At 43.8% G+C, this 25,065-nt stretch carries 23 protein-coding genes and 1 pseudogene; 5 read left to right on the top strand and 19 right to left on the bottom strand.

The features are described from left to right. Positions 1-24: 24 nt before the first annotated feature. Positions 25-378 carry a 4Fe-4S dicluster domain-containing protein gene (locus tag QWZ01_RS00710; protein WP_290321287.1) on the top strand — a complete coding sequence of 118 codons (354 nt, stop codon included), beginning with the start codon at positions 25-27 and terminating at the stop codon, positions 376-378. Positions 379-467: 89 nt separating this feature from the next. Here QWZ01_RS00710 and QWZ01_RS00705 read toward each other — a convergent pair whose 3' ends face one another. Continuing rightward, positions 468-1,418 carry a bifunctional helix-turn-helix transcriptional regulator/GNAT family N-acetyltransferase gene (locus QWZ01_RS00705; RefSeq protein WP_290321286.1) on the bottom strand — a complete coding sequence of 317 codons (951 nt, stop codon included), beginning with the start codon at positions 1,416-1,418 and terminating at the stop codon, positions 468-470. Positions 1,419-1,488: 70 nt separating this feature from the next. Here QWZ01_RS00705 and QWZ01_RS00700 point away from each other — a divergent pair, with 70 nt between their 5' ends. After that, on the top strand, positions 1,489-2,250 hold the full coding sequence (locus QWZ01_RS00700; RefSeq protein ID WP_290321285.1) for a C40 family peptidase: 762 nt from the start codon (positions 1,489-1,491) through the stop codon (positions 2,248-2,250). A 222-nt stretch (positions 2,251-2,472) separates the two neighbouring features. Here the strand turns inward: QWZ01_RS00700 and QWZ01_RS00695 are convergent, their stop codons facing one another. The 12 genes and pseudogenes from QWZ01_RS00695 to QWZ01_RS00640 all read right to left on the bottom strand — a co-directional run bounded on the left by QWZ01_RS00695 (position 2,473) and on the right by QWZ01_RS00640 (position 13,934). Next, entirely contained in the window at positions 2,473-3,375 is a 903-nt protein-coding gene (locus QWZ01_RS00695) for a WD40 repeat domain-containing protein (protein WP_290321284.1), read from the bottom strand. A 94-nt stretch (positions 3,376-3,469) separates the two neighbouring features. Next, positions 3,470-4,057: a bifunctional phosphoribosyl-AMP cyclohydrolase/phosphoribosyl-ATP diphosphatase HisIE gene (hisIE, locus tag QWZ01_RS00690; RefSeq protein ID WP_290321283.1), complete on the bottom strand. Its 588-nt coding sequence runs from the start codon at positions 4,055-4,057 to the stop codon at positions 3,470-3,472. Between the two features lie 117 nt (positions 4,058-4,174). Then, positions 4,175-4,960: an imidazole glycerol phosphate synthase subunit HisF gene (gene hisF / locus QWZ01_RS00685; protein WP_290322072.1), complete on the bottom strand. Its 786-nt coding sequence runs from the start codon at positions 4,958-4,960 to the stop codon at positions 4,175-4,177. Between the two features lie 9 nt (positions 4,961-4,969). Then, a pseudogene (locus QWZ01_RS00680) lies at positions 4,970-5,302 on the bottom strand (endonuclease domain-containing protein); the annotation flags it as partial. Positions 5,303-5,362: 60 nt separating this feature from the next. Beyond that, positions 5,363-6,112 carry a 1-(5-phosphoribosyl)-5-[(5-phosphoribosylamino)methylideneamino]imidazole-4-carboxamide isomerase gene (locus tag QWZ01_RS00675; RefSeq protein ID WP_290321282.1) on the bottom strand — a complete coding sequence of 250 codons (750 nt, stop codon included), beginning with the start codon at positions 6,110-6,112 and terminating at the stop codon, positions 5,363-5,365. A gap of 4 nt (positions 6,113-6,116) precedes the next feature. Beyond that, the gene (gene hisH, locus QWZ01_RS00670; protein ID WP_290321281.1) at positions 6,117-6,770 is read right to left on the bottom strand and encodes an imidazole glycerol phosphate synthase subunit HisH; all 654 of its coding nucleotides are present in this window, start codon (positions 6,768-6,770) and stop codon (positions 6,117-6,119) included. A 40-nt stretch (positions 6,771-6,810) separates the two neighbouring features. Continuing rightward, the gene (gene hisB / locus QWZ01_RS00665) at positions 6,811-7,953 is read right to left on the bottom strand and encodes a bifunctional histidinol-phosphatase/imidazoleglycerol-phosphate dehydratase HisB (RefSeq protein WP_290321280.1); all 1,143 of its coding nucleotides are present in this window, start codon (positions 7,951-7,953) and stop codon (positions 6,811-6,813) included. Beyond that, positions 7,950-9,056: a histidinol-phosphate transaminase gene (gene hisC / locus QWZ01_RS00660; RefSeq protein WP_290321279.1), complete on the bottom strand. Its 1,107-nt coding sequence runs from the start codon at positions 9,054-9,056 to the stop codon at positions 7,950-7,952. Before hisC ends, hisB begins: the two co-directional genes overlap by 4 nt. A 44-nt stretch (positions 9,057-9,100) precedes the next feature. Further along, positions 9,101-10,396 carry a histidinol dehydrogenase gene (gene hisD, locus QWZ01_RS00655; protein WP_290321278.1) on the bottom strand — a complete coding sequence of 432 codons (1,296 nt, stop codon included), beginning with the start codon at positions 10,394-10,396 and terminating at the stop codon, positions 9,101-9,103. A 165-nt stretch (positions 10,397-10,561) separates the two neighbouring features. Continuing rightward, positions 10,562-11,413 carry an ATP phosphoribosyltransferase gene (gene hisG / locus QWZ01_RS00650; RefSeq protein WP_290321277.1) on the bottom strand — a complete coding sequence of 284 codons (852 nt, stop codon included), beginning with the start codon at positions 11,411-11,413 and terminating at the stop codon, positions 10,562-10,564. 307 nt (positions 11,414-11,720) lie between these two features. Continuing rightward, entirely contained in the window at positions 11,721-13,235 is a 1,515-nt protein-coding gene (locus QWZ01_RS00645) for a hypothetical protein (RefSeq protein ID WP_290321276.1), read from the bottom strand. A 207-nt stretch (positions 13,236-13,442) separates the two neighbouring features. Then, positions 13,443-13,934, bottom strand: a complete 492-nt coding sequence (locus QWZ01_RS00640; RefSeq protein ID WP_290321275.1) for a D-glycero-alpha-D-manno-heptose-1,7-bisphosphate 7-phosphatase — start codon at positions 13,932-13,934, stop codon at positions 13,443-13,445. A 399-nt stretch (positions 13,935-14,333) separates the two neighbouring features. Between QWZ01_RS00640 and gltB the strand changes: the two genes are divergently transcribed. Both gltB and QWZ01_RS00630 read left to right on the top strand, forming a co-directional pair. Further along, the gene (gltB, locus tag QWZ01_RS00635; RefSeq protein WP_290321274.1) at positions 14,334-18,851 is read left to right on the top strand and encodes a glutamate synthase large subunit; all 4,518 of its coding nucleotides are present in this window, start codon (positions 14,334-14,336) and stop codon (positions 18,849-18,851) included. 6 nt (positions 18,852-18,857) lie between these two features. After that, positions 18,858-20,336 carry a glutamate synthase subunit beta gene (locus QWZ01_RS00630; protein WP_290321273.1) on the top strand — a complete coding sequence of 493 codons (1,479 nt, stop codon included), beginning with the start codon at positions 18,858-18,860 and terminating at the stop codon, positions 20,334-20,336. A 332-nt stretch (positions 20,337-20,668) separates the two neighbouring features. Here the strand turns inward: QWZ01_RS00630 and QWZ01_RS00625 are convergent, their stop codons facing one another. The 5 genes from QWZ01_RS00625 to QWZ01_RS00605 all read right to left on the bottom strand — a co-directional run bounded on the left by QWZ01_RS00625 (position 20,669) and on the right by QWZ01_RS00605 (position 23,096). Continuing rightward, the gene (locus tag QWZ01_RS00625) at positions 20,669-21,106 is read right to left on the bottom strand and encodes a carboxymuconolactone decarboxylase family protein (RefSeq protein WP_290321272.1); all 438 of its coding nucleotides are present in this window, start codon (positions 21,104-21,106) and stop codon (positions 20,669-20,671) included. A gap of 82 nt (positions 21,107-21,188) precedes the next feature. After that, the gene (locus tag QWZ01_RS00620) at positions 21,189-21,761 is read right to left on the bottom strand and encodes a Crp/Fnr family transcriptional regulator (RefSeq protein WP_290321271.1); all 573 of its coding nucleotides are present in this window, start codon (positions 21,759-21,761) and stop codon (positions 21,189-21,191) included. A gap of 32 nt (positions 21,762-21,793) precedes the next feature. Further along, a complete protein-coding gene (locus QWZ01_RS00615) occupies positions 21,794-22,249 on the bottom strand; it encodes an SRPBCC family protein (protein ID WP_290321270.1) in 456 nt (151 codons plus the stop codon). Between the two features lie 80 nt (positions 22,250-22,329). Further along, positions 22,330-22,752 (bottom strand): SRPBCC family protein, encoded by a 423-nt coding sequence (locus QWZ01_RS00610; RefSeq protein ID WP_290321269.1) that lies wholly within the window; start codon positions 22,750-22,752, stop codon positions 22,330-22,332. Next, the gene (locus QWZ01_RS00605; RefSeq protein WP_290321268.1) at positions 22,749-23,096 is read right to left on the bottom strand and encodes an ArsR/SmtB family transcription factor; all 348 of its coding nucleotides are present in this window, start codon (positions 23,094-23,096) and stop codon (positions 22,749-22,751) included. Before QWZ01_RS00605 ends, QWZ01_RS00610 begins: the two co-directional genes overlap by 4 nt. Positions 23,097-23,271: 175 nt before the next feature. Here QWZ01_RS00605 and QWZ01_RS00600 point away from each other — a divergent pair, with 175 nt between their 5' ends. Continuing rightward, on the top strand, positions 23,272-23,808 hold the full coding sequence (locus QWZ01_RS00600) for a DUF4142 domain-containing protein (protein ID WP_290321267.1): 537 nt from the start codon (positions 23,272-23,274) through the stop codon (positions 23,806-23,808). On the opposite strand, the gene QWZ01_RS00595 is transcribed toward QWZ01_RS00600, so the two are convergent. Continuing rightward, positions 23,800-25,002, bottom strand: a complete 1,203-nt coding sequence (locus tag QWZ01_RS00595) for a DUF763 domain-containing protein (protein WP_290321266.1) — start codon at positions 25,000-25,002, stop codon at positions 23,800-23,802. The genes QWZ01_RS00600 and QWZ01_RS00595 overlap by 9 nt on opposite strands. Positions 25,003-25,065: the final 63 nt, after the last annotated feature.

The raw sequence follows: 25,065 nt of genomic DNA, 5'->3' as shown, positions 1-25,065 counted from the left end.
TGAGAATATTAGATATTTAGAAATATGGCGATTAAAATCACCGATGAATGCATAAACTGCGGAGCCTGCGAACCGGAGTGCCCAAATAATGCTATTTATGATGCTGGCGCTGCATGGCGCTTTAGCGATGGTACCGGGCTTAAAGGCGTTATTGATTTTGGCGATGGTAATACCTTAAATGCTGAGGAAACCCAGGCTGCCTTATCTGACGATATATATTACATTGTGCCTGATAAGTGTACCGAGTGTGTTGGTTTTCATGATGAACCACAGTGCGCGGCAGTATGCCCTGTTGACTGCTGTGTGGATGATGAGGATATACGCGAAACTGAAGAAGAACTGTTGGCCAAAAAAGATTGGCTGCACATGAATGAGTAATTTTTTATTCTATTCGATATTAAAAAGGGAACAGCTTGCTGTTCCCTTTTTGTTTCTTATGGATTTTAATGAGATTCCAAATCTCATATCTACTCTATCAAACTACGCTCCATATGTATGCTGGCACGCTGGTATGGGGTAGATTCTACCGTAAATTCCTTAAAGCCATATTTTCTGTACAGGGAAAGCGCTGGTACCAACTTATGGCTTGAACCAAGCCATAGTCGCGTTCCGCCAAGTTCTTTGGCTTTGGCTATGGCGGCCTCCATCAGTAAATTGCCAATTTTACGTCCCTGATATTTGGGGCTTACCGCCATTTTTGCCAGCTCGTACTCTGCAGGGCCTGTTTTAACAAGCGCGCAGGTACCCGCAATATCATCATTGATTTGCGCAAAAAGAATTTCGCCGCCATCAGCAAGGATATGTTCTTCAGGATGGTTTAGCTGCTCCAGGTCATGTTCTTCAACCGTGAAGTAAGTGTTTATCCATTCAATGTTCAGGTTCTTGAAATAACGCGCGTATTGCGGTTGGTAGGTGATCACCTTAACAGGGCTGTTGCCTTGCGGGTTAAACATTTCCTGAAACCGCTGGTAATACGGTTTTTCGTTTAGTTGTGCTTCAGTTTCCATAACGGCATTTAACAGATTGTTTTTTTGATTATTGAAAAGCTCTTTATTCAGCGCTACTATCTTAGCCCAAACGCGCTCAAACTTGGGTAACGATTCTTTTCCCTTGGCCGACAACCGGAGCATGCGACGGCGGCTATCTTTGGATGATTTTACCGACTCGATGAAACCCAATGCTTCCAGCTCTTTGGCCAGATGAATAACACCAGGATGGGTGAGGCTCAGCTCTTCGGCAATTTCGGTAACCCCGGCCTCGCCTTGCCTGCTGATAAGATAATAAAGTGTAAAATACTTGGGCTCAAAGTTTAACTGCTCGTCTTTATATATCATGACAACATCCTTGGCAAAATAATCATATAAGCGTTTTAGCCTTGCGCCAATGGCTAATTCTTCCAGTTGATCAATTATATTCATAGTAATTACGTAAGTACTTACAAATATATAAATTATTTTATATTTCTATATTTGTGTTTAACAATTATAAATGGAATACGGTATTTGTAACCTTGCGGTTATCCCGTTGCGCGCCGAAGCTAATGACCGGAGCGAACAGGTATCTCAGCTATTGTTTGGTGAAACTTTTGAAATTTTAGAATGGACGGAGCGGTGGGTGAAAGTGGTTACCCAGGTTGATAACTACTCCGGGTGGATCGGTCGCCTGCAATTTGTAATGCTTGGCCACATGGCCTATAATGATCTGAAAAATACACATCCGCATTTAACCTACAGGGCAGTTACCCAGGCCTGGAAAAAAGCCGATAACAGCGTAATTTATTTACCTGCAGGTAGCTCATTGGCCTTTTTGGAAGGTGTTACCTGCAATATTGGTACAGATAAATTTGAGATTGTTGGTGAAATTGGCGAGCGGGAGGATATTGCTACCACAGCTAAATCTTTTTTAAATGCGCCGTATCTTTGGGGTGGCCGTACTCATTTTGGTATCGACTGCTCGGGCTTTACCCAGGTTGTATTTAAACTCAACAACATATATATACAAAGAGATGCCAGTCAGCAGGTGCAGGAGGGCAAATTGGTTGAAACTATTGAAAATGCGCGTTTAGGCGATCTCGCATTTTTTAACAACCCAGAAGGCCGGGTAACGCATGTTGGTATTATACTCAATAACAGGCAGATCATTCACGCATCGGGCAAGGTGAAAATTGATACGATCGACAATGATGGGATTTACTCGGAAGATCAAAAACGCCATACGCATAAGCTGCATAGTATAAAGCGGTTTATGTAGTTGATTTGTACTACCTGTCATTGCGAGGTACGAAGCAATCGCGAACAATGCAAGTACTCCCTGTAAAGTCTGCGATTGCCACGCTACGCTCGCAATGACAAAATCTTGCCAATGTTGGTGTTGTCACCACCATTCTCTTGCTTGGCCAGTGATAAATTGTTGGTGACAACGCCAACAACGGCGGGTAAAATCCTTTAATCCAATAAATCTGTTTAATCCTGTTCAGAAATTAACATCCCAAACAATCACCTTTTTATCGTCGCTAACCGAAAGTAGCTGGTTGCCATTCCAGGCCAGTTTGTTTACTGATAGGGGGTGGCTGGCATGACCTTTTTCACGGCTGATGATCTTGTATAATTTAAAATCATCGGCACCCCAAATTTTGATGCCTTTATCCATGCTGGCTGTGGCAAAATAGGGCAGGGTAGGATGAAACAGGATATGGTTAATGGCAAATAAATGCGCGGGTATATTTTTTAAAGGCTGGTAGGTTACCGGATCCCAGATCTTGATTTGCGCATCCCTACCGCCAGAGGCCAGGTAAGTGCCATCGGGACTGTAGGCCAAGGCAAAAACCGACATGGTATGGCCATGCACGGCTTTAAGCAGGGCATAATCTTCCAGATCGTAAATTTTGATAGAATTATCGCGGCAGCCGAAAGCCACCTGTTTTTCGTCGGGGGAGATGGCGATGCAGCGAACGGTATCGGTTGACACTTTGATGGTGTGCACCAACTCTAAACTCGCCAAGTTCCAGACAGAAACGCTGCCATCTTCAGACGCTATCAGTAGTTCGTTTTTTTTAGCTGCCGATTTGATATCGAAAATAGGCTTCAAATGGTGCTTGAGTGACTTGATAAGCTTTTGCTGTATAAAATCAAACACCAGCACCTCGCCGCTGCGCAGGCCTGCAATTAATACCGGAAAGCCTGCCGGGCAATGGATAGCATAAATTGAAGCATTAACCGGAAACATCACCTTGATGAAAGAAAAATCCTTCAGGCTCCATTCCACCAAACCCTTATCGTTGCCGCCTGTAAACAATATACCCGGCTTTTGCGAAAGTTCAAGCGTGAAAATGGGATTACCATGCCCGGTTAGTTCTGCTAATTTTTCAACGGTCATTTTTAGTTCATGGTTAATGGTTCATGGATCATAGATAGAAAATTAGTGATCAAAGTTTTACTATGAACTATTATCTATAAACCATGAACTAAGCTTATTTATGTCTTCCTTCTAAATTTTTAGCGATGGTTTTAAGGTCGAGGCCTTTTTCACGGAGTAGTACCAGCAAGTGAAAAACTAGGTCAGACGATTCATTAATGAGGTCTGTTTCTGTTTCGGCAAGAGCCGCTATCACGGTTTCAACGCCTTCTTCACCAACTTTCTGGGCTATTTTGTTGAGCCCTTTGCTGCGTAGTTTGTTCACGTACGATCCTTCTACCGGGTTCTCATACCTGTCGGCAATGATGTTCTCCAGCTCCAGTATAAAGTTCTGGTTATATTCGGTTTTAAAGCAGCTGCGCGAACCGGTGTGGCAGGTTGGGCCATCAGCCTTAACCTTGATCAGGATGGTATCGTTATCGCAGTCAATGCTGATGTTTTTAACATGCAGAAAATTGCTGCTGGTTTCGCCTTTTGTCCACAAGCGGTTTTTGGAGCGTGAAAAAAAGGTAACGATATTTTCCTTTACGGTTTTATCATACGCTTCCTGGTTCATATAACCCAGCATGAGCACCTCAAGGGTTTGCTCATCCTGTATAATAACCGGAACCAGTCCGTCGGTTTTGTTGAAATCTATGTTCATTTTATGTTGGTTGTGAGGTGGGGGGATAGTGCGGAGAGCGGGGTGTGTGGTGCGGGAAACGAAATAATGTGTATTAATCACAATTCCCGCTCCCCGCACCGCACTCCCCGCTCCAAATTATATCCTTACCTCAATATTATTACTTTTCAATACAGTTTTTAAGTCGGGGATCAGTATTTCGCCATAGTGAAATACGGAGGCTGCCAAAGCTGCATCTACATTAGTTTTGTCAAATACATCAACAAAATGCTGTACCGCGCCTGCGCCGCCCGAGGCTATAACCGGAATATGTACAGCATCGTTAACTGTTTTTAACAAACCATTATCGAATCCGTTTTTGGTACCATCATGATCCATAGAAGTGAGCAGGATCTCACCTGCGCCACGGCTTTCGGCTTCCAGTATCCACTCCAATGTTTCACGCTCTGTGGGCAGGCGACCACCATTCAGATGAACTATATTTTTATCGCCCATGCTGCGGGTATCAACCGCTATCACCACAAACTGAACACCAAAGGCTTTAGCCAATTCGTCAATCAGGGCGGGGTTACGTACTGCAGCCGAGTTAATGGATATTTTATCAGCACCAGCATTAAGCAGGGCATTAGCATCGGCAATTTCGTTGATACCGCCACCAATAGTAAATGGAATGTTGATCTGGCGGGCAACAGCCTTTACCAGTTCAACCATGGTTTTACGGCGCTCAACAGTGGCGGTAATATCCAGGAAAACCAGTTCGTCGGCACCCTGGCGCGAGTAGTTCCAGGCCAGTTCAACCGGATCGCCGGCATCGCGCAGGTCAACAAAGTTTACGCCTTTCACCGTACGGCCGTCTTTAACATCAAGGCAGGGGATGATGCGCTTGGCAAGCCCCCCCCGCCCCCTAAAGGGGGTGCCTTTGATTTGCGTATTTATATCTTCCAATACTTTATTTAAATTGTTGAATATTTGATCGTTTGTAAAGCGTAGCACTTTGATGCCGTCGAGTTCTAAATTTGACTGTCGCTCTAAATCGTCTATTACTATTTCAGGGATTTTATGAATACTGCCATCCAACTCAATAACCAACTTATGTTGATGACAATAAAAGTCGGCTATATAAATTCCTAAGGGATGTTGCCTTCTGAACTTAACACCTAATTGACTTCCTTTCAGGTGCCCCCATAGTAGTTCTTCAGCGGCTGTCATCCGGTAACGTAAAGCTTCTGCATTTTTAAAAATTGGTGCCGAAGCACCAAAAAACATTTTCTTTTTCATCAGAAAGTTAAGCATGCAAATAGCTCCCCCTTTAGGGGGCTGGGGGGCCTAAATCGAGATCAGCGCGTCCAGGTTCCAGTTTTTTACGTCTTCGATGGTGATGTGGCCTTCGTAAATAGCCTTGCCTACCACAACCGATTCAACTTTCAAGCGGCTCAGGTGTTCAACATCTTTCATGGAACTTACACCGCCCGAAGCAATCAGTTTAATGAATGGTGAATGGTCAAGCAGTTTTTCGTAAAGCTCGATGCCCGCGCCGCCCAGTTTACCATCTTTGTTGATATCGGTACATAAAAAGCGGAAAAAGCCTAATGAAAGGCACTTATCAACGTAATCTCTTAGTTTAATTGGCGAACTTTCCATCCAGCCGGAGTATTTGATCACCTCGTCCAAAACATCGATAGCGATAACTACCTGGTCTGAGCATTTGTCTTTACCGCATATCTCACTGCCAAGCTCAGGTAAAAAGTTAGGGTTGGTAAGCGCCTGAGTACCTACAATTACGCGGTGAACGCCCGCGTCTATCAGTTCCTTTACTTTATCAATACTGCGGATACCGCCTCCGTACTGAACCTTCATATCGGTTTTACGGATCACATCAAACAGGTATTGTTGATTGCTGAAATCATTTTTTGCGCCGTTCAGATCTATGATATGTATAAAATTGGTACCATTGCTCTGGTAGCGCTCAATCATTTCTTCAAGCGTAACATCGTATTCTGTTACCTGACCATAATCGCCTTCACGCAAACGCACTACCTTTTTGTTCAATATGTCAATAGCAGGGATAATGTACATGTCTTTATATTTTTGAAAAGTTTGTTAACAATGTTTCGCCGTGCACGCCTGATTTTTCAGGGTGAAATTGTACTCCGTAAAAGTTATCATGCCAAATTGATGCCGAAAATTCATTGTTATAATTGGCGGCCAATAAAGTGTATTCTTTATCGTACTCAATAAAGTATGAATGTACAAAGTAAAAATGTGAACCCGACGGTATATTTTTAAATAGGGGATTTTCCTTTTCGGGGAATACCTGGTTCCAGCCGGTGTGCGGTACTTTGTGCGTACTGCTCTCCTTGAACTTTAACGTTTTTATCGGGAATATATTGAGCAGGTTGGAGTCGCCTTCTTCAGAATAGGAGGTAAGCAGCTGCATGCCAACACAAATACCCAACGTAGGTTTGTTAAGCGCTTTTATAGTGGGTACCAAACCTGTTTGCTCCAGCTTGCGCATGGCAGCACCCGCGTGGCCCACACCGGGGATAATATAACGGTCGTACAGATCAAAGTCCCCGGCTTTGTTGATCATTCCGTAAGGTATCCCCAGCCGGTCTAACGCTGCTGTGAGCGAAAAGATATTACCGGCGCCGTATCGAATAATGCCGATGCCCCTCCCGCCCCCTGAAGGGGGTGCCTTTGAAGGGCTTGTTTTATTTGCCTGATTACTGTCCATTGTGTAATTCAAAAGTTCCCCCTTTAGGGGGTTAGGGGGTCTACAATACCCCTTTAGTACTTGGTAAAACCATCTTATCTACATCACGCTTTACCGACATTTTTATTGCCTTGGCAAAGGCTTTAAATATGGCCTCAATTTTATGATGTTCATTTTGCCCTTCGGCTTTGATGTTCAGGTTGCATTTGGCCGCGTCTGAGAACGATTTAAAGAAATGGTAAAACATTTCTGTAGGTACATCGCCCACTTTTTCGCGGTTAAATTCGGCTTCCCATACTATCCAGTTACGGCCGCCAAAATCAATGGCAGCTTGTGCCAGGCAGTCATCCATCGGCAAACAAAAACCATAGCGTTCAATGCCTTTTTTGTTACCTAATGCAGTAGCAAAAATCTCGCCTAAGGCTATGCCTGTATCTTCAATGGTATGGTGCTCGTCAATATGCAGATCGCCTTTGGCTACTACTTCCAGATCAATACTGCCGTGTCGTGCAATTTGGTCAAGCATGTGGTCAAAAAAGTGCAACCCGGTTGATACTTTCGACTCTCCTGTGCCATCAAGGTTTATTTTGATATAAATGTCAGTCTCTTTAGTAGTACGGCGGTGTTCAACCACGCGTTGCCCCAGTTTCAGAAATTCATATATTTTTTGCCAGTCGGTAGTTTCCAGTGCAATGGTATCGCCGATGTGATCGGCCTCGGTAAACTCTCCGCCACCTAAACCTGAATTATTATTAAGCCAGATAGCTTTGGCGCCCAGGTTACGGGCCAGCAGCACATCATTCTTACGATCGCCAATGGTGAATGAACCTGGCAGGTCATACTTTTCTGTATCCAGATATTGGGTAAGCAATGCTGTGCCCGGTTTGCGGGTTGGTGCCTTATCGGCCGGGAAGGTACGGTCGATAATGATGTTATCGAACTTTACACCTTCGGCCTCAAATGTTTTGAGGATAAAGTTATGTACCGGCCAAAAAGTATCCTCCGGGTATGATGCCGTACCTAAACCATCTTGATTGGTAACCATCACCAGTTCAAAATCAAGCTCTTTGGCTATTTTAGGCAGATAAGTTAGCGCACCGGGATAAAATTCCAGCTTTTCAAAAGAATCTATCTGCTCATCAGCAGGTTCTTTGATCAACGTTCCGTCGCGGTCAATAAACAATATTTTCTGTAGATTGCTCATTTAAAATTCTGTAGGGTTTCAAGTAAAGTGATATTTTCATCAGGAGTGCCAACGGTAATGCGCAGGCAGCCTTCACAAAGTTCAACTTTGGAGCGGTTGCGGATAATGATGCCTTTGCCCACCAGGAAGTTATAGATGCTGTTGGCATCGGTTGTTTTCACGAGGATAAAGTTAGCATCTGAAGGGTAAATATCCAGTACAAAATCAAAGTTTTTGAGTTCAAGCACCAGCCTGTCGCGCTGTAAAAGGGTTTCCCTGATCCAGGCGTTAATCTGGTCAACATTGGCCAATGCTTCCAGTGCCAGTTGCTGCGAAGCCTCGTTAACATTGTAAGGTGGTTTCACCTTGTTCATCACTTCGATGATCTCTTCGCTGGCAAATGCCATACCTACACGCAGGCCAGCCAATCCCCAGGCTTTTGACAGGGTTTGCAACACCACGAGGTTGGCGTATTCGGTAAGTTCCTGAATAAAAGTTTTCTGGCGGCTAAAGTTGATATAGGCTTCGTCAACAATAACGAGGCCGTTAAAGTTAGCCAGCAGGGTTTCTACATCGGCCCTGTTAATAGAGTTGCCGGTAGGGTTATTGGGCGAGCAGATGAAGATCAATTTGGTGTTCTTATCAATAGCTTCGGCAATACCCTCCAGGTTAAGCTGGTAATCGTCGGTCAATAAAACCTTGCGGGCCTCCACATCATTAATATTGGCCGATACCTGGTACATGCCATAGGTAGGAGGAACAATGATCACATTATCCACGCCCGGATTGCAAAAGCTGCGGAAAAGTATATCGATAGCCTCATCGCTGCCGTTGCCAATAAAAATATTGCGTGGCGGTACGCCTTTAATTTCGGTGATGCGTTTTTTTAACTGGTACTGTAAAGGATCTGGATAGCGGTTAAATTGCTGATCTAAAGGCGACCCGAAAGCATTTTCGTTAGCATCCAGAAAAACACTGGCCTCGCCCTGGTACTCATCACGCGCGGAAGAATATGGGGTTAGGTTTTTGATGTTTTCGCGCAGAAGCCCCCCTAACCCCCTAAAGGGCGAGTTACCGTCAGGGCCGCTATATAGGCTTTGTACTTTATTTATATCTTCACTCATTGTAATATTCTTTAATTAGGTTATTAAACACCCTTGCTCCCCCTTTAGGGGGTTGGGGGGCTAATTCTTATGCTTACCGCGTTCCTGTGCGCATGCAGTCCCTCCAGTTCCGCCAGAATTTCAACGCTTGGGCCAATGTTCTGGATACCCTCGCGGGTGATATGCTGGAAGGTGATCTTTTTTACAAACGAATCAACCGATACACCCGAGTAAGCCCGGGCATAGCTGCTGGTTGGCAGGGTATGGTTTGTGCCTGAAGCATAATCACCGGCGCTTTCAGGGGTTAAATTACCCAGGAAAACAGAACCCGCGTTAACGATGAACCCGGTAATCTCTTTCCATCTTTCGGTAGCCAGTATCAGGTGCTCAGGAGCATATTCGTTACTGAAATCCATAGCCTGTTCCAGGTTGGAAGTTACCACGATGTAGGAGTTATCGATTGCCAGTTTAGCTATTTCTGCACGGGGCAGCGTAGGCAACTGTTTTTCAACTTGGGCCATGGTTTCCTGTGCTATTTTGGCAGATGTACAAACCAAAACCGATTGACTATCGATCCCATGTTCGGCCTGCGCCAGTAAGTCGGCAGCTATATAGGCCGGAGTAGCGCTTTCATCAGCAATAACCAATACTTCCGATGGGCCAGCAGGCATATCAATAGCTGTAGTGGTGGTTGATTGTATAATGGTTTTAGCCTTGGTTACAAACTGGTTACCCGGGCCAAATATTTTATCAACCTTAGTAACGCTTTCGGTACCGTAAGCCATAGCTGCTATAGCTTGTGCACCGCCTATCAAAAATATTTTTTCGATGCCCAGCAAAAGGGATACATACGCTATAAAGGCATTTACCTTTCCGTTTTTTTGCGGAGGTGAGCATACTACAATTTCGCGGCAACCTGCAATGCGGGCGGGGATACCGAGCATTAAAAACGTGCTTGGCAAAACGGCCGTACCGCCGGGAATATACAAACCTACCTTTTCAATGGGCCTGAGTTCGCGCCAGCAGGTTACGCCGGGCATGGTTTCTACCTTATCTTCGGCTTTTAGCTGTGCCCGGTGAAATTTATGGATGTTGTTGTAAGCGGTTTGTAGCGCTTCTTTTTGCTCCGCCGAAACGCTTTCGGCCAATTCTTCCAGGTCGGCTTTATCAAGGTACAGGTTACTGAGCTGAACCTTGTCAAACTTGCTGGCATAGTCATATAAGGCACTGTCGCCGTTTTGCTGAACCTGATCTATGACCTCTTCAACAATTCCGCGGATCTCGTTAGCCGGATCAACATTACGCTGAACCAGTTTTTGTATATCATTTGCAGTAAGTTCTGAATAATTAAATAATTTCATAGGTTAATACCTCTAATGATAGTTATTTATTTAATTGTTTGCCCCGGATTAATCCGGAGTCATTTGTAAGAAGCCCTCTAAATCTCCCCAAAAGGGGGAGACTTAAAATTAAAAGAGCTTTTTAAGGCCCTCTCCTTTGGAGAGGGTTGGGTGAGGCTCGGCTCCCTACAATATTATTTTCTCAATAGGCATTACTACAATGCCTTGTGCGCCGGCTTGTTTTAGCTGGCTTATCCTGTCCCAGAAATCACGCTCGGGGATAACCGTGTGAACGGCAACCCAATCAGGCTCGGCCAGGTTTACTACCGACGGACTTTTTACGCCCGGCAGCAAAGCAGTTACCGCCTCCAGATTATCCTGATGAACGTTAAGCACCACATACTTGGTTTCTTTAGCGCGCAATACAGATTGTACACGTTGTATCAGCTCCTTAACCAGTTCGTTATCTTCGGTAGCCTTACAGCTGATCAATACCGCTTCAGAGGTCATTACATCTGCAAATGGTTTTAGCCCGTTGCTTTTCAGTGTGCCGCCGGTTGAAACCAAATCGCAAATGGCATCACTTAAGCCAAGGCCGGGTGAAATTTCAACCGATCCCGAGATGGTACGGATATCTGATTGTATGCCTTGTTCTTTTAAGAATTTACCCAAAATAACCGGGTAGGTGGTAGCTATAGCTTTTCCGTTCAGATCGGTAAGGCTTTGAATATCGTTGTTATTTGGTACGGCAATTTTTAGTGAACATTTCCCGAAACCCAAACGCTGCAGGTAGCTTACCTCGGCTTCGGTTTCCTGAATCACGTTTTCGCCTACAATACCCAGATCGGCAATGCCATCCTGAACGTATTCAGGAATATCGTCATCACGAAGAAAAAGGATCTCGAGAGGGAAGTTTGATACCGGGGAGATAAGCGAGCTTTTGTAATTTTCAAAATTTAAGCCGCAATTTTTTAATAATTCAACAGATTTTTCGTTGAGCCGACCCGATTTTTGGATCGCTATTTTAAGTGTTTTCAAAAGATTGAATTTAAGGAACTATAATAAAAAAGAATATAAACGGAGGTTGTTATTTCGCGTAGAAACATACATATTAACTGATCACCACATGGTGGTGATGCAGATGAAGATGATGTAGTGCGATACCGTTCATTTTTATATAGTAAAACTATAGATTAGCAGCGCAAATATATACAGATGTTTTTTAAAACAAAATGTTTTTTTAATTCGGATTTCGGATGTTCGATTTCGGAATTATTAAAAAATGAAGTTTGAAGGATTTAACGGCTATCTGGTAAACCCGAAATCGAACATCCGAAATCCCAAATCATTCCTCATATTCATATATAGCACCTTCTTCCCCAAAATCCTTGATCTTTTTGAGTGATTTTACTTTTTGAATATCTTTCAGGTTAATAAGTTCTGGATTTTCAAGCACGTTAAACCAGATGAGGTAGTAATGCTTAGCCTGGTAAAACTTAGCAATATCCTTTTTAAAGAATTTATGCGGCACTAGGTATGATGACATACCTGAGAAGAAGTAAACAGCCTCGTGCGCGTCGGTATAAATTTTTATGCCGGGTTTAAATAAGCTTTTGTCGCCGCTTTTAAGGTAGGCTGCAAATGGCGATTCGAGCCAGCTATTGTCGGTGTAGCCAGGGTTACCGTATTCGTCCGATATCTGGTCGCTGTAACGGGCCTTATCAATTAAAAATTCCTTGGTTACAAAACCCAGCATCATGGCTATAAATATAACCGATACAATAGTTTTAGTGGTTTTATTAGTTATCCTTTTTAACAGTAACAGGCCCCAGCTGGTATAACCCCAAAGCGCGGGTATATATATAGGTGCCAGTAAACGGTGGTTGATGCGCTCGTACCGTGAAAAAGTAGACGATAATATAATGAACAGCCCGTACACCAATGCAAAAGTAATGGCCAGATTTTCAAAGCTGTCTACATGGCGGCGGTAGTAATTATAAGCCAGCGCGGCTATAAAACCTATCAATATAATAACGGCAATGGGTGTAGCCAGGTAATACTGATTGGGGGTAAAACCCATCCAATCGCACATCACGGTACCAAAGTAGTATAAATTTTTGCTGAAAGGGGTGATGGATGGCTCGCGAGGCCCTGTTGTAGTGCCTGACATGAGCGCGTTGAACAACAGGTTACTTACCAGCAGCGATATACAAACAAAGCCATATATAATAATGTGTACAATTTTCTTTTTCAGCGGCAAAACCCTGTCGAGCAGTAACAGCAGACCGCCGGTGCCTACAATAGTAACCGCGGCATAGCGGGTTACACAGCTCACTGCAGCTATAGCAGCGGCTATAATAAGTGCTTTCAGGGTATGTTTAAGCAGATACTGCCTGAATGCTACCAGGAAAATAAGTGTTTCGAGGATAAACAGCGTTTCCGACCATAGGTAGGAGTACACCTGTAACAGCGCCGGGCTCAGTATAATGGCTATCAGCATTAACCATTTATACACCCTTGCCGATGGCACAAAGCGCTGCATGATGTAGCCCGAAGTAAATATCAAGGCGGCAAACATCAGCCCGTTGAGTATAGCACCAAACATAACCGGATCTACCCGGGTAATGAATAGGATACTGCCCAAAAATATGGGGTAAAACACCGGGAAATCAACTATCGGTACATGGTTAAAAGTATGCAGCGTACCGCCGGTACTAAAGCTGCGGGCCGCACTGATGTACATGATAGAATCGGGCGAAATTCCTATACCACTGTAACTGCAAAATAGCTGAACAGCAGCAAAACCAATCAAAGCGGCGATAAAAGTATCGGAGTTTTTTAAGTAATGGCTTAGCTGCATGTGTTGTATTTTGTAATAGTGGTAAAAGTTTTACGGAGGGAAAATGTTTTAGGTTTTATGAAAAATGTGGCCGCGCACTTATTAAACTATTGTCATTGCGAGGAACGAAGCAATCGCGAACTATGCGAATCCGTTCTGTATAGTTCGCGATTGCCACGCTATCGCTCGCAATGACAGTGTTTTATTTAGAGGGGGGCTCGAGGCACTTTAATCAATCAGATCCAGCACAGTGCTGATAGGCTGATCGCTATCTATAAGGATACCTTTAACACCTGCGGCGGTGCCGGCTTCTACATCCCGCTCACGATCACCTATAAAGTATGATTTTGATGGGTCAATATTATATTTAGCTATACCTTGTAATAGCAGTCCCGGCTTTGGTTTGCGGCAATCGCAGTCGCCGGTAAACAGGGGGTGATGAGGGCAGTAAAAAAAGTCGACAATATCAACGCCATGCTCTTTGTAAACTTGTTTCAGGTGATTGTGCATTTTGGCCAGTTCATCTTCAGTATACCAGCCTTTGGCCAGGCCGCCCTGGTTGGTGGCTACCAGCAGCATGTAGCCCCTGTCTTGTAAGGTTTTCAGAGCGTCAAAGTTGTCCAGTACATGAAAATCTTCAAAACGGCGTACGTAATCGCCCATTTCCTGGTTAAGTACTCCATCACGATCTAAGAAAACAGCTTTATTTTTTGCAGACATCTATTTAAAATTTTGCGCGAAGTTAGCAATTCTAAAACTTACCTATAAATGCTATAAAATTATAGGTAGGGTGGGGCGTTAAGTTCAAAGCATATATTCTATGATATAGATAGGTAAAATCACACAAAATTTAATTTTGTTATAACTGTTTTTACTGCTTTTATAACTGTTTATAGCTTAATTTGTGCAACTTTATATTGATTCTAAATAAGTAAATTCAGGATTTCATTTGTGTTATCATAATATTTAGTCTTAAATGTTATGGATTTGTTAAATAAACATTACTTCGGTAATGGATTTTTTAGAAATTTTCAAAAATAACCGATGATTTTATAATTTATGTTGTATTTGCTATCTTCGTAATTACACCCTTTTTATAAAACTGGTTTATATTTTACGATGAATCAAACTGAGAGCCACCAGGGCCTTTACAGGCCAGAATTTGAACACGACTCCTGCGGAACTGGATTTATAACCAATATTAATGGTCATAAAAGTAACCAGATCATTGACGATGCACTAACCATGCTCGAAAACATGGAGCACCGCGGAGCTTGCGGATGTGACCCGGAAACCGGCGACGGAGCCGGAATACTGATACAATTACCACATGAGTTTTTGATGGAAGAATGCTCAAACCTGGAGATCAGCCTGCCTGAACCGGGTGAGTATGGTGTGGGAATGATATTTTTCCCAAAAGATTCGGCACAGAAAAAAGCTTGCCGTATGGTGATCACCAGTGCCATTGAAAAATTAGGCTTAATTAAGCTGGGTTACCGCAAATTAGTTGTAGATTCAACAACAGTTGGAGAAACCGCACGCCAGGCCGAACCGGATGTGGAGCAAATTTTTATTGCCAGGCCAACCAGCATTACCAATGCTGATGATTTTGAACGTAAACTTTTTATATTAAGAAGATATATTAATAAAACTATTACCGAAACCATAGCCGGTGCCGGTGATCATTTTTATTTTACCTCGCTTTCATGCAAAACCATAGTTTACAAAGGGCAGGTAACCACCTACCAGCTGCGTAAATACTATTCAGACTTAACAGATCCGCGTATTGCATCGGGCTTTGCCATGATCCACTCGCGTTTCTCAACCAATACTTTCCCATCATGGAAATTGGCCCAGCCGTTCCGCCTTATAGCGCACAACGGCGAGATTAATACGCTTACAGGTAACCTTAACTGGTTTTACTCGGGCTTAAAATCATACGCTTCGGCATACTTCACTGCCGAAGAAATGGAAATGATCATGCCGGTGATCGATAATAACCAGTCAGACTCTGCCTGTTTAGATAACATCATCGAGATATTATTGCACTCAGGCCGCTCATTACCACACGTAATGATGATGCTGATACCAGAGGCCTGGGATGGTAACGAGCAAATGGATCCGCTTAAAAAAGCGTTCTATGAATATCATGCTACCTTAATGGAGCCATGGGATGGCCCTGCTGCTATCAGCTTTACCGATGGTAAGCTGGTTGGTGCGGTGCTTGATCGTAATGGTTTGCGCCCGCTGCGTTATGTGATCACTAATGATGGTCGTGTAATTGCTGCTTCCGAAGCCGGTACACTGGCTATTGACGAGAGTACTGTTTTGCGTAAAGGCCGTTTACAGCCGGGCAAAATGTTGCTGATTGATACCGAGCAGGCCCGTATCATTACCGACGAAGAAATTAAAAAAGAAATTGCCTCACAACAGCCATACGAGCGTTGGTTAGAGAACTATAAAATTAACCTGAGCGAACTTGCTGAGCCGCGATTGGCCTTTGCCAGCCTTTCTGAAGCATCAGTGTTCCGTTACCAGCAGGTGTTTGGCTACAGCCGTGAAGATCTGGATACCATTATTAAGCCAATGGCTGTTGATGGCAAGGAGCCGGTAGGTTCAATGGGTACCGATGTGCCGCTGGCTATCCTGTCAGATAAGCCTCAGCACCTGTCAAGCTACTTTAAACAATTTTTTGCGCAGGTTACCAACCCGCCGATAGATCCTATCCGTGAGCGTTTGGTGATGAGTTTGGCTACTTTCATCGGTAACAACGGTAATTTGTTGGATGAAGATAAAATGCATTGCCATTGCGTGGTATTAAAACACCCGATATTAAAAAACCACCAGTTAGAGAAACTGCGTAGTATTGATACCGGTTTGTTCCATGCCAAAACATTGCAAACTTACTTTAATGCCGATGGCATGCCAGGTTCATTGGAAAAAGGTATTGCAAGGCTTTGCCGCTACGCGGAAGACGCTGTTGACGATGGTTTTGAGGTACTGATCCTGTCAGATCGTGCCATTGATTCTGAACATGCACCAATACCTTCATTACTGGCTGTATCTGCAGTGCACCATCACCTCATTAAAAAAGGTCGTCGTGGTGCTGTAGGTCTGGTTGTTGAAACCGGCGATGCATGGGAAGTACATCATTTTGCCTGCTTACTGGCTTTTGGCGCTACTGCTATTAACCCGTATCTGGCATTATCAACCATTGAAACCGTTAAAAACAACGGCAGCCTGGAAACCAGCCTTGATATTAAAACACTGCATAAAAACTATGTAAAATCTGTAAATGATGGTTTGCTGAAGATATTCTCAAAAATGGGTATCTCCACCTTACAGTCATACCATGGCTCGCAGGTATTTGAAATATTAGGTTTAAATAAATCGGTTGTTGATCGTTATTTCTCCGGAGCCGTTACCCGCATTGGCGGTTTAGGTTTGGACGAAATTGCACGTGAGGCACTTTGCAAACACCGTATTGGCTTTAGCGCCAAGGCTGCTGATAATTTACTGCCCGAAGGTGGTATTTACCAGTGGAAACGCAGGGGTGAGGCTCACTTGTTTAATCCAACAACGGTACACTTATTACAACATGCTACACGCACCAATGATTACGAGGTATATAAAAACTATGCTAAAGTAATTAATGAGCAAACCGAGAAGCATTTCACCATACGTGGCCTGCTTGATTTTGCCCATCACCGTGAGGCTATTACCCTTGATGAGGTTGAACCGGCCGAAAACATCATGAAACGCTTTGCAACAGGCGCCATGTCATTCGGTTCTATCTCGCATGAGGCACACAGCACTATGGCTATTGCCATGAACCGTATAGGCGGCAAAAGCAATACCGGCGAAGGTGGTGAGGACGAAATGCGCTACGAAAAGCTACCAAACGGCGATTCTATGCGTTCGGCTATTAAGCAAATTGCTTCGGCACGTTTTGGGGTTACTTCAAACTACCTTACCAATGCCGATGAACTACAGATAAAAATGGCGCAGGGCGCAAAACCAGGTGAAGGTGGGCAGTTGCCAGGTCATAAAGTTGATGACTGGATCGCTAAAACCCGTCACTCTACACCTGGGGTTGGTTTAATTTCGCCTCCTCCGCACCATGATATTTATTCTATCGAAGATTTGGCGCAGTTGATTTTCGACTTAAAGAATGCCAATCGTGCTGCGCGTATCAACGTGAAACTGGTATCAAAAGCCGGTGTTGGTACCATTGCCGCAGGTGTTGCCAAAGCACATGCCGATGTTATCCTGATTGCCGGTTATGATGGCGGTACAGGTGCATCGCCAATAAGCTCGGTAAAACACGCGGGCTTACCATGGGAACTTGGTTTAACCGAGGCTCATCAAACACTGGTTCGTAACAAACTGCGTAGCCGTGTGGTATTGCAAACAGACGGACAGTTAAAAACCGGTAGGGATTTGGCGATTGCCGCCCTGATGGGGGCCGAGGAATGGGGTGTTGCTACTGCAGCCCTTGTTGCCGGCGGCTGTATCATGATGCGCAAATGCCATTTAAACACTTGCCCTGTAGGTGTTGCTACACAAGATCCGGAATTAAGGAAACTATTTTCAGGTAAACCTGAGCACGTGGTAAACCTGTTCCGCTTTATGGCCGAAGAGCTTAGAGAAATTATGGCCGAGCTTGGTTTCCGTACCATTAATGAAATGGTGGGCCGTGTACAATTCCTGAAAGTTAAGGATCACCTGGATAACTGGAAAGCCAAAAAGATCGATCTGTCGGGCATATTACATCCGGTTACCAACGCTAAGGGCATGACCCTGTATAACAGCGAAAGCCAGGATCATGGCATGAGCGACATCATCGACTGGAAACTGGTTGAGAGCGCTAAAGCTGCTTTGGAAGATAAAACACCGGTTTTTGCATCATTTGATGTAATTAACGTCAACCGTACCATTGGTACATTACTGTCAAACGAGATCTCTAAAAAATACGGATCAGCTGGCTTGCCTGATAATACCATCAACTACAAATTCAAAGGCTCGGCCGGGCAAAGCTTCGGCGCGTTTGCCACCAAGGGTATCTCCTTTGAGCTGGAAGGCGAAGCCAATGACTATGTAGGTAAAGGTTTATCCGGCGCGCAACTGGCTATCTACCCGGCAGCTAATGCAACTTTTGTTCCGCAGGATAACATCATCATTGGTAACGTTGCCCTTTATGGTGCTACATCTGGTGAGGTATTTATTGGCGGTATGGCAGGCGAACGTTTCGCGGTGCGTAACTCTGGTGCTACCACGGTTGTTGAAGGTATCGGCGATCACGGTTGCGAGTACATGACCGGTGGCCGCGCGCTCATCTTAGGTAAAACAGGCCGCAACTTCGCGGCAGGTATGAGCGGTGGTTTGGCCTGGGTTTATAACCCTGACAACAGCTTTGCCGAAAACTGCAATACCGAAATGGTTGATCTTGATCCGCTGGCATCAGATGATAAAGAGCAGATACAGGCATTGCTGCGCAAGCACATCAGCCTTACCGGCAGCAAGCTGGCACAGCAGATACTGAACAACTGGAACGAAGCTTCAACCCAGTTTGTAAAAGTGTATCCAAAAGAGTATAAAAAAGTTATAGAGAAGTTACAATATCAAACAATAGGCTAAATTTCAATGGGAAAACCAACAGGATTTCAGGAGTTTAACAGGGAATTACCAACCAAGGTTCCCGCTGCTGAACGCGTAAAGAACTATAAAGAGTTTGTTAATTTATATACCGACGAGAAACTTAACCAGCAATCGGCCAGGTGTATGAATTGCGGTATCCCGTTTTGCCATTCGGGTTGTCCGCTTGGCAACATTATTCCGGAGTTTAACGATGCTGTGTATCGTAAAAACTGGGAAGAGGCTTACCATATTTTATCATCTACCAATAACTTTCCGGAGTTTACAGGCCGTATATGCCCTGCACCCTGCGAATCGGCCTGTGTGTTAGGTATTAATAAACCTGCCGTAGCTATTGAGGAGATTGAAAAACATATTATTGAAATAGCTTACCAGAAAAACCTGGTGAAAGGAACCGCACCTTTAGTTAAAACCGGTAAAAAGATAGCGGTTGTTGGCTCGGGCCCTGCAGGTTTAGCCGCAGCTGCGCAATTGAGCAAAGCCGGCCACTCGGTAACCGTTTACGAACGTGATGATAAACCCGGAGGTTTGTTACGTTACGGCATACCTGATTTTAAATTAGAAAAATGGGTTGTTGAACGCCGCGTTGAGGTAATGGAGAAAGATGGTGTTGTATTTAAATGCAACAGCGAAGTAGGTAAAAATGTAGCTGCCGATGAACTGGTGCGCAATAATGATGCAGTAGTACTGGCCGGTGGTTCAACCATTCCGCGTAACCTTAATATTCCTGGCCGGGAGTTAAAAGGTATCCATTTCGCTATGGATTTCCTGAAACAACAAAACAAACGTGTAAGCAATATAGCTGTTGATGCCGAGGATATACTGGCTACAGATAAAGATGTAGTGGTAATTGGTGGTGGTGATACCGGATCAGACTGTGTGGGTACATCAAACCGCCAGGGTGCACGCTCTATTAAACAATTTGAGGTGATGTTTCAGCCACCTGAAAAGCGTACCAAGCACATGCCATGGCCAACATTCCCTATGGTATTAAAAACTACCAGCTCGCATGAGGAAGGTGCAGAACGTTTCTGGGGGGTAAATACCTTAGAGTTTTTAGGCGATAGTGAAGGCAACCTGCGCGCGCTTAAAGTGGTTGATGTGGAGTGGGAGCAAGATTTCTTAGGCCGCCCGGTAAAATTCCATACGGTTGAAGGTTCTGAGCGCGAAATACCTTGCCAGCGTGTATTTCTGGCTATGGGTTTCCTTAACCCGCAACATGAGGGTATGCTGCACCAGTTAAGCGTTGAGTTTGATGAACGCAAAAACGTTAAGGCCAAAGAAGGTGTTTACCGTACCAACGTAAGTAAGGTATTTACTGCCGGTGATATGCGCCGTGGTCAATCGTTAGTTGTTTGGGCCATATCTGAAGGCCGTGAAGCAGCCCGCAAGGTTGATGAGTTTTTAATGGGACACTCTGTGCTGGAAAGCAAGGATGCAGTGAACCAGTTTGATCAAGTATTTTAATCAGTGTTCTAATTAAATTATAAATCCAAAATCCAAAAGCCGGGCTCTTTAAAAAGACCCGGCTTTTTTTGTTAATACCTTGATGTCATTTAGATACGAGATAAGAATGAGAAATCTTATACGTGCAACATTCAGGGCTTAGAAGATTTCTCCCTTTGGTCGAAATGACAACCCGAAACAGAAAAAGCGACGCTCTTCTTAAGAGCCCCGCTTTTTCTATTGTTAATGATAATAAAGAATTGTCATTTCGATACGAGGTACGAGTGAGAAATCTTATACATTAAACTCATTCTTCGTTTAAGATTTCTCCCAATGACCGAAACGACATGTTTTTATAATGCAGGCTGCATGCCTGTAGCAATACCTATGCGGTTCCAGGCGTTAATGGCAATAATGGCCATGATTACCTGAGCAAGGTATTTCTCATCTAAAACAGCAGCGGCTGCTTCATAAGTTTTTTCAGATACGTGGTTTTGTATCAATGTTATTTCTTCGGTAAGGGCCAGTATGGCTTGTTCTTCTTCAGTAAAGAAAGGAGTTTCTCTCCAGGCGTTCAGCGCATAAATGCGTTGTTCTGTTTCGCCGGCTTTGCGGGCATCTTTGGTGTGCATGTCAATACAGTAAGCACAGCCATTTATTTGGGAGGCACGTATTTTTATAAGTTCTTTATGAGTTTTTGTTAAAGCACTTTTTTCTAAATAAGATTCAAAACCTAACATGGCTTTGTATGCATCTGGCTCTACTTTTGGGATTACAACTCTTGGTTTCATTTTTTTATCGTTTTTGTTATACCCAAAGGTCGGGACAAAACAGGCCTCAAAAAATGAATCAAGATTAAGAAAACAGGGGGTGCTAAATTTTTTTCGCCCTGATCTTACTCATGAACTGCGGGGTAAAACCCAGGTATGATGCCAGCATATATTGCGGAATACGCTGCATAAACTCCGGAAAAAGGGAACTGAAATGCCGGTAACGTTCCTCGTCGCTAAGGCTGTAAATATATTCAATTCGTTTTTGAGCGGCGGTAAAGGCCCGTTGTTGCACTATGCGGAAGTAACGCTCCAGTCGGGGCACTTTTTCAAAAAGCTCCTCCAGTTTGTTTTTGCTAATGCTGATGATCTCTGAATTTTCCACCGCCTGTATGTAATAGTTAGATGGTTTTCCGCTCTCGAGGCCGAAATAATCGCTCAACCACCAGTTTTCAATAGCAAACTGGGTTATTTGTTCGTTAAGCTTTTTATTGATGAAATAAAGGCGCAGGCAGCCTTTGCTTACAAAATATATGTCCTTACAGATGTGATTAGGTTCAAGCAAAAATACCTTCTTTTTAACGGATTTTACTGTAACAGCCAAACGGATTAATTCTATATCGGCATCGCTGAGTTCAATGAATTTTTTAATATGGTCTGTAAGGTTGCTCAACATATTTTAGAACCTCGAAGATAATGATCAAATAATTATACCAGCGCTTTTTTCAGATATTGTTTTAATGAATTATCTAATAAAGTGCCCCAGCCTTTTATAAAGTCATTTCCTGTAAAATGTTTTAAGTTTTCGGGGAAATTTTCCAGCCCCGTGTGTGTTACTTTTAGCCTGGTTTGGTTTTCGCCCATAGGATTTAGTTCAAAACATACTTCAGTTTTAACAGGAGCATAATCAGCATCACTAAAATTGTTGAACGTCATAGTATATGATAGCTTTTGGCCGTTTACCACCTCGGTTACCTGACAAATATGTAAAAACTCACGATCATCAACCTTACCCCAAAACTGAAACTCGAAACCAACTACCGGCATAAAACCTTCAATATCAAAATACCAATGTTTCATGTCGTTATTATCGGTAATGGCTTTCCATATCCTATTGGCGGGAGCATCATAAATGCGTTCTGTTACAAGAGGTTTTGTTTCCATAATTTTATGATTTTAAAACCTGACCCACACTTTTGAGTATGGGACAGGTGATAATTCTATTGTTATTTATAATTAACCTTTTATTTCTCTACATACTCTTTTAACGAAGTGCCAACAATATGAGTCCAGCCTTTGGTAAAGCTTTCTATAGCAAAATCTTTTAATGGCGGGAAGGTTTCCAAACCAGTATGAGTAAGTACCACCTTTGTTTTATCTCCCTGCGGGAAAAGCTCCCATGTAACTTCCGAATAGCCGTCATAGCCCTCATAGGTCCATGTGTGGGATAGTTTTTTGCCTTCAATAACCTCGGTTACGCGACATTTATGCACATAAGTTTTTTCTTTGCTTCCACCATTAAAGGTAAACTCAAAGCCAACTACGGGTTTAAAATCAGGAAGGTCAAAATACCATTCCTTCATTTTATTATTGTCGGTAATAGCCTGCCAAACCCTATCAGCAGGAGCGTTGTAAATACGGTCGATCACAAAAGGTTGTGCGCTCATAATTTTTCATTTTTACGGTTAATATTATCGGTTGATTGTTGTTCCTGATCGAGAAAATGGCCCAATGCATCCAGCTTTTGGCTCCAGAACCTGCGGTATTGCTCGGCCCAGTCGGTTACTTCTTTCAATTGCCTGAGGTCGGCATGGCAAAAGCGCTCGCGGCCTTGTTGTTTAATCACCAGCAAACCGCAGGAGGTTAATATTTTAATGTGTTTAGATACTGCCGGGCGGCTCATCTCAAAATTATCGGCTACGGCATTTAAATTCATACTTTGATGGGCAATCAGGTTAATGATCTCCCGGCGGGTTGGGTCGGCTATGGCTTTAAAAATATCTCTGCTCATTGGTCATAAAAGGCTATATGAAACCTTTTGGTTACAAATATATATGAAACCTTTTGGTTACACAATAGGAAATATAAATTATTTACGATAGGATAGTCTGACATTATTATCAGGCTTTGCTAAACCAGAACAAGTAATTTTTGTTAGATAAAAAGAAAACGTAAACAAATTGTAAATGAAGCTGCAAAAAACAGGAGTGTTATTAGGTTTATTAATCTTTACATTGATGCAAGCCTGTGAGAGCAACAAGCGGGCCCATAATTATAATAACAAGCCTTTGGTTGATGATAAGGGTTTATTGTTTTTTACAAACGCTACCGAAACCAGCCTCACTACCGTAAAAGCTTCGGGCTTGGTAATTGCCAATTCAAAAAATCAGGAGGTTGTTCAGTTTGGGAAAAACATGATAAACAACTATACCAAACTTGCCGCCGATTTAAAAAAGCTACAGGCCGATAACTTCGTAACTGCCGAAGATTCTATCAGTACTCTTCATCAGCAAACCATAGCTGTGTTGGAGAAGAAACATGCCATAACATTTGATAAGGCATACATGCAGGAAATGATTAGTGAGCACCAGCAGCAAATTGAGCTGTTTAACTCGGCAAGCCAGGACAAGAACGTTAACGTAGCCGATTTTGCCAAAGAAATGCTCCCGGCGCTGCACGCCCGGCTTGATTCGGCAAAGGCTATCAGCACTGCTTTAAAATAACTTCAGTTGTTGCTGCACAGGAGGCTTTTCTTTTCCAAAAACGGTACGCCCGCCATGCTTCCAAGAGTTTTCACGCTCTATAGCTACAACCTCATCAAAATTGGTGTTGGGGGTAAAGTCCTTTTCGGCATTTACGGCAACCTGGTGCAGGCGTTTTATGGCTTCATTTTTTTCAGATTGCCCCAGCTTGGCCTTGTATACCGCGTTTTGCAGGGTATTGATGGTTTCGTCATAAACTTTGGTAGGTACGGGGAAAGGGGCACCGTCCTTACCGCCATGCGCGAAGGAGAACCGGGCCGGATCCTTAAACCGGGATGGTGTACCATGAATCACCTCGCTAACCAAGGCAAGCGATTGGAGCGTTCTGGGGCCCAAACCTTGCAGTAATAGCAGTTCCTCAAAGTCGGCGGGTTGTTTTTCGTGGGCCAGCCACAACACGGTGCCAAGCCGTTTCAGGTCCACATCTTTAGCTGTTACCTGGTGGTTATTGGGCATCACCAGTTTGTTGATCTCCCTGAGCATATGTTCAGGATTTTCGGCAGCTATCTGCATTACTCCGTTTCGGGATGTATCGGCCTGCGTATCGGTCATGTTGAGGATCAATCCATGATTTTGGCCGTATATAAATGTATGCGGATCATTAACAAACGATGTAAGCTGTTCTGAATGCCAGTGATAGCGGCGTGCCGTACTGCTGGCATCGCTCATGCCTTGCTGTACCACTGCCCATTTGCCACTATCGCTCAGGATAAAGTTGTGGGTATACAGTTGAAAGCCATCCTGAATGGCGGTGTTATCAACCTTGGCGCTTAATTTACTGCATTTTACCAGGTGGTGGCCATCGAGGCCGGTTTGTTCGCTTATTTTAAGGAGTTCGGCAGGGGTTTGCTTGGAGTGCTTGCCCTTGCCGCCGCAAATATAAATACCCAGTTCTCGGCTGTGCGGGTTGATAGCCCGTTTCAAGGCTCCCATAACCGAGGTGGTAATACCCGACGAATGCCAGTCCATCCCCATAACTGCACCCAGACTTTGAAACCAGAAAGGATCGCTCAGGCGGCGCAGTACTTCATCTTTGCCATAATCGATCACGATGTTTTCAACCACGGCAAGACCTAACTTAGCCATACGTTCGGCAAGCCATTGCGGCACATAACCGTAATGTAAAGGCAAATCGGCACTTCCTGATCGTTTCATGCTAACAAAGTTAGTAAATATTGGCCGTTGATTTTTTTGATTAAACTGATTTTGACCGTTGAT

The sequence above is a fragment of the Mucilaginibacter aquaedulcis genome (assembly GCF_030409325.1).
GTDB lineage: Bacteria > Bacteroidota > Bacteroidia > Sphingobacteriales > Sphingobacteriaceae > Mucilaginibacter > Mucilaginibacter aquaedulcis.
This window is presented reverse-complemented; position numbering and strand designations above follow the sequence as displayed.

Coding starts and splice junctions, on each gene's coding strand:
- QWZ01_RS00645 (WP_290321276.1), bottom strand. CDS start 13,235: ATGCAGCTAAGCCATTACTTAAAAAACTCCGATACTTTTATCGCCGCT.
- QWZ01_RS00620 (WP_290321271.1), bottom strand. CDS start 21,761: ATGTTGAGCAACCTTACAGACCATATTAAAAAATTCATTGAACTCAGC.
- QWZ01_RS00700 (WP_290321285.1), top strand. CDS start 1,489: ATGGAATACGGTATTTGTAACCTTGCGGTTATCCCGTTGCGCGCCGAA.
- QWZ01_RS00640 (WP_290321275.1), bottom strand. CDS start 13,934: ATGTCTGCAAAAAATAAAGCTGTTTTCTTAGATCGTGATGGAGTACTT.
- QWZ01_RS00610 (WP_290321269.1), bottom strand. CDS start 22,752: ATGAGCGCACAACCTTTTGTGATCGACCGTATTTACAACGCTCCTGCT.
- QWZ01_RS00600 (WP_290321267.1), top strand. CDS start 23,272: ATGAAGCTGCAAAAAACAGGAGTGTTATTAGGTTTATTAATCTTTACA.
- QWZ01_RS00625 (WP_290321272.1), bottom strand. CDS start 21,106: ATGAAACCAAGAGTTGTAATCCCAAAAGTAGAGCCAGATGCATACAAA.
- QWZ01_RS00705 (WP_290321286.1), bottom strand. CDS start 1,418: ATGAATATAATTGATCAACTGGAAGAATTAGCCATTGGCGCAAGGCTA.
- hisD (WP_290321278.1), bottom strand. CDS start 10,396: ATGAAATTATTTAATTATTCAGAACTTACTGCAAATGATATACAAAAA.
- QWZ01_RS00605 (WP_290321268.1), bottom strand. CDS start 23,096: ATGAGCAGAGATATTTTTAAAGCCATAGCCGACCCAACCCGCCGGGAG.
- QWZ01_RS00630 (WP_290321273.1), top strand. CDS start 18,858: ATGGGAAAACCAACAGGATTTCAGGAGTTTAACAGGGAATTACCAACC.
- QWZ01_RS00615 (WP_290321270.1), bottom strand. CDS start 22,249: ATGGAAACAAAACCTCTTGTAACAGAACGCATTTATGATGCTCCCGCC.
- hisIE (WP_290321283.1), bottom strand. CDS start 4,057: ATGAACATAGATTTCAACAAAACCGACGGACTGGTTCCGGTTATTATA.
- hisC (WP_290321279.1), bottom strand. CDS start 9,056: ATGAGTGAAGATATAAATAAAGTACAAAGCCTATATAGCGGCCCTGAC.
- QWZ01_RS00595 (WP_290321266.1), bottom strand. CDS start 25,002: ATGAAACGATCAGGAAGTGCCGATTTGCCTTTACATTACGGTTATGTG.
- QWZ01_RS00710 (WP_290321287.1), top strand. CDS start 25: ATGGCGATTAAAATCACCGATGAATGCATAAACTGCGGAGCCTGCGAA.
- hisH (WP_290321281.1), bottom strand. CDS start 6,770: ATGGACAGTAATCAGGCAAATAAAACAAGCCCTTCAAAGGCACCCCCT.
- QWZ01_RS00675 (WP_290321282.1), bottom strand. CDS start 6,112: ATGTACATTATCCCTGCTATTGACATATTGAACAAAAAGGTAGTGCGT.
- gltB (WP_290321274.1), top strand. CDS start 14,334: ATGAATCAAACTGAGAGCCACCAGGGCCTTTACAGGCCAGAATTTGAA.
- QWZ01_RS00695 (WP_290321284.1), bottom strand. CDS start 3,375: ATGACCGTTGAAAAATTAGCAGAACTAACCGGGCATGGTAATCCCATT.
- hisB (WP_290321280.1), bottom strand. CDS start 7,953: ATGAGCAATCTACAGAAAATATTGTTTATTGACCGCGACGGAACGTTG.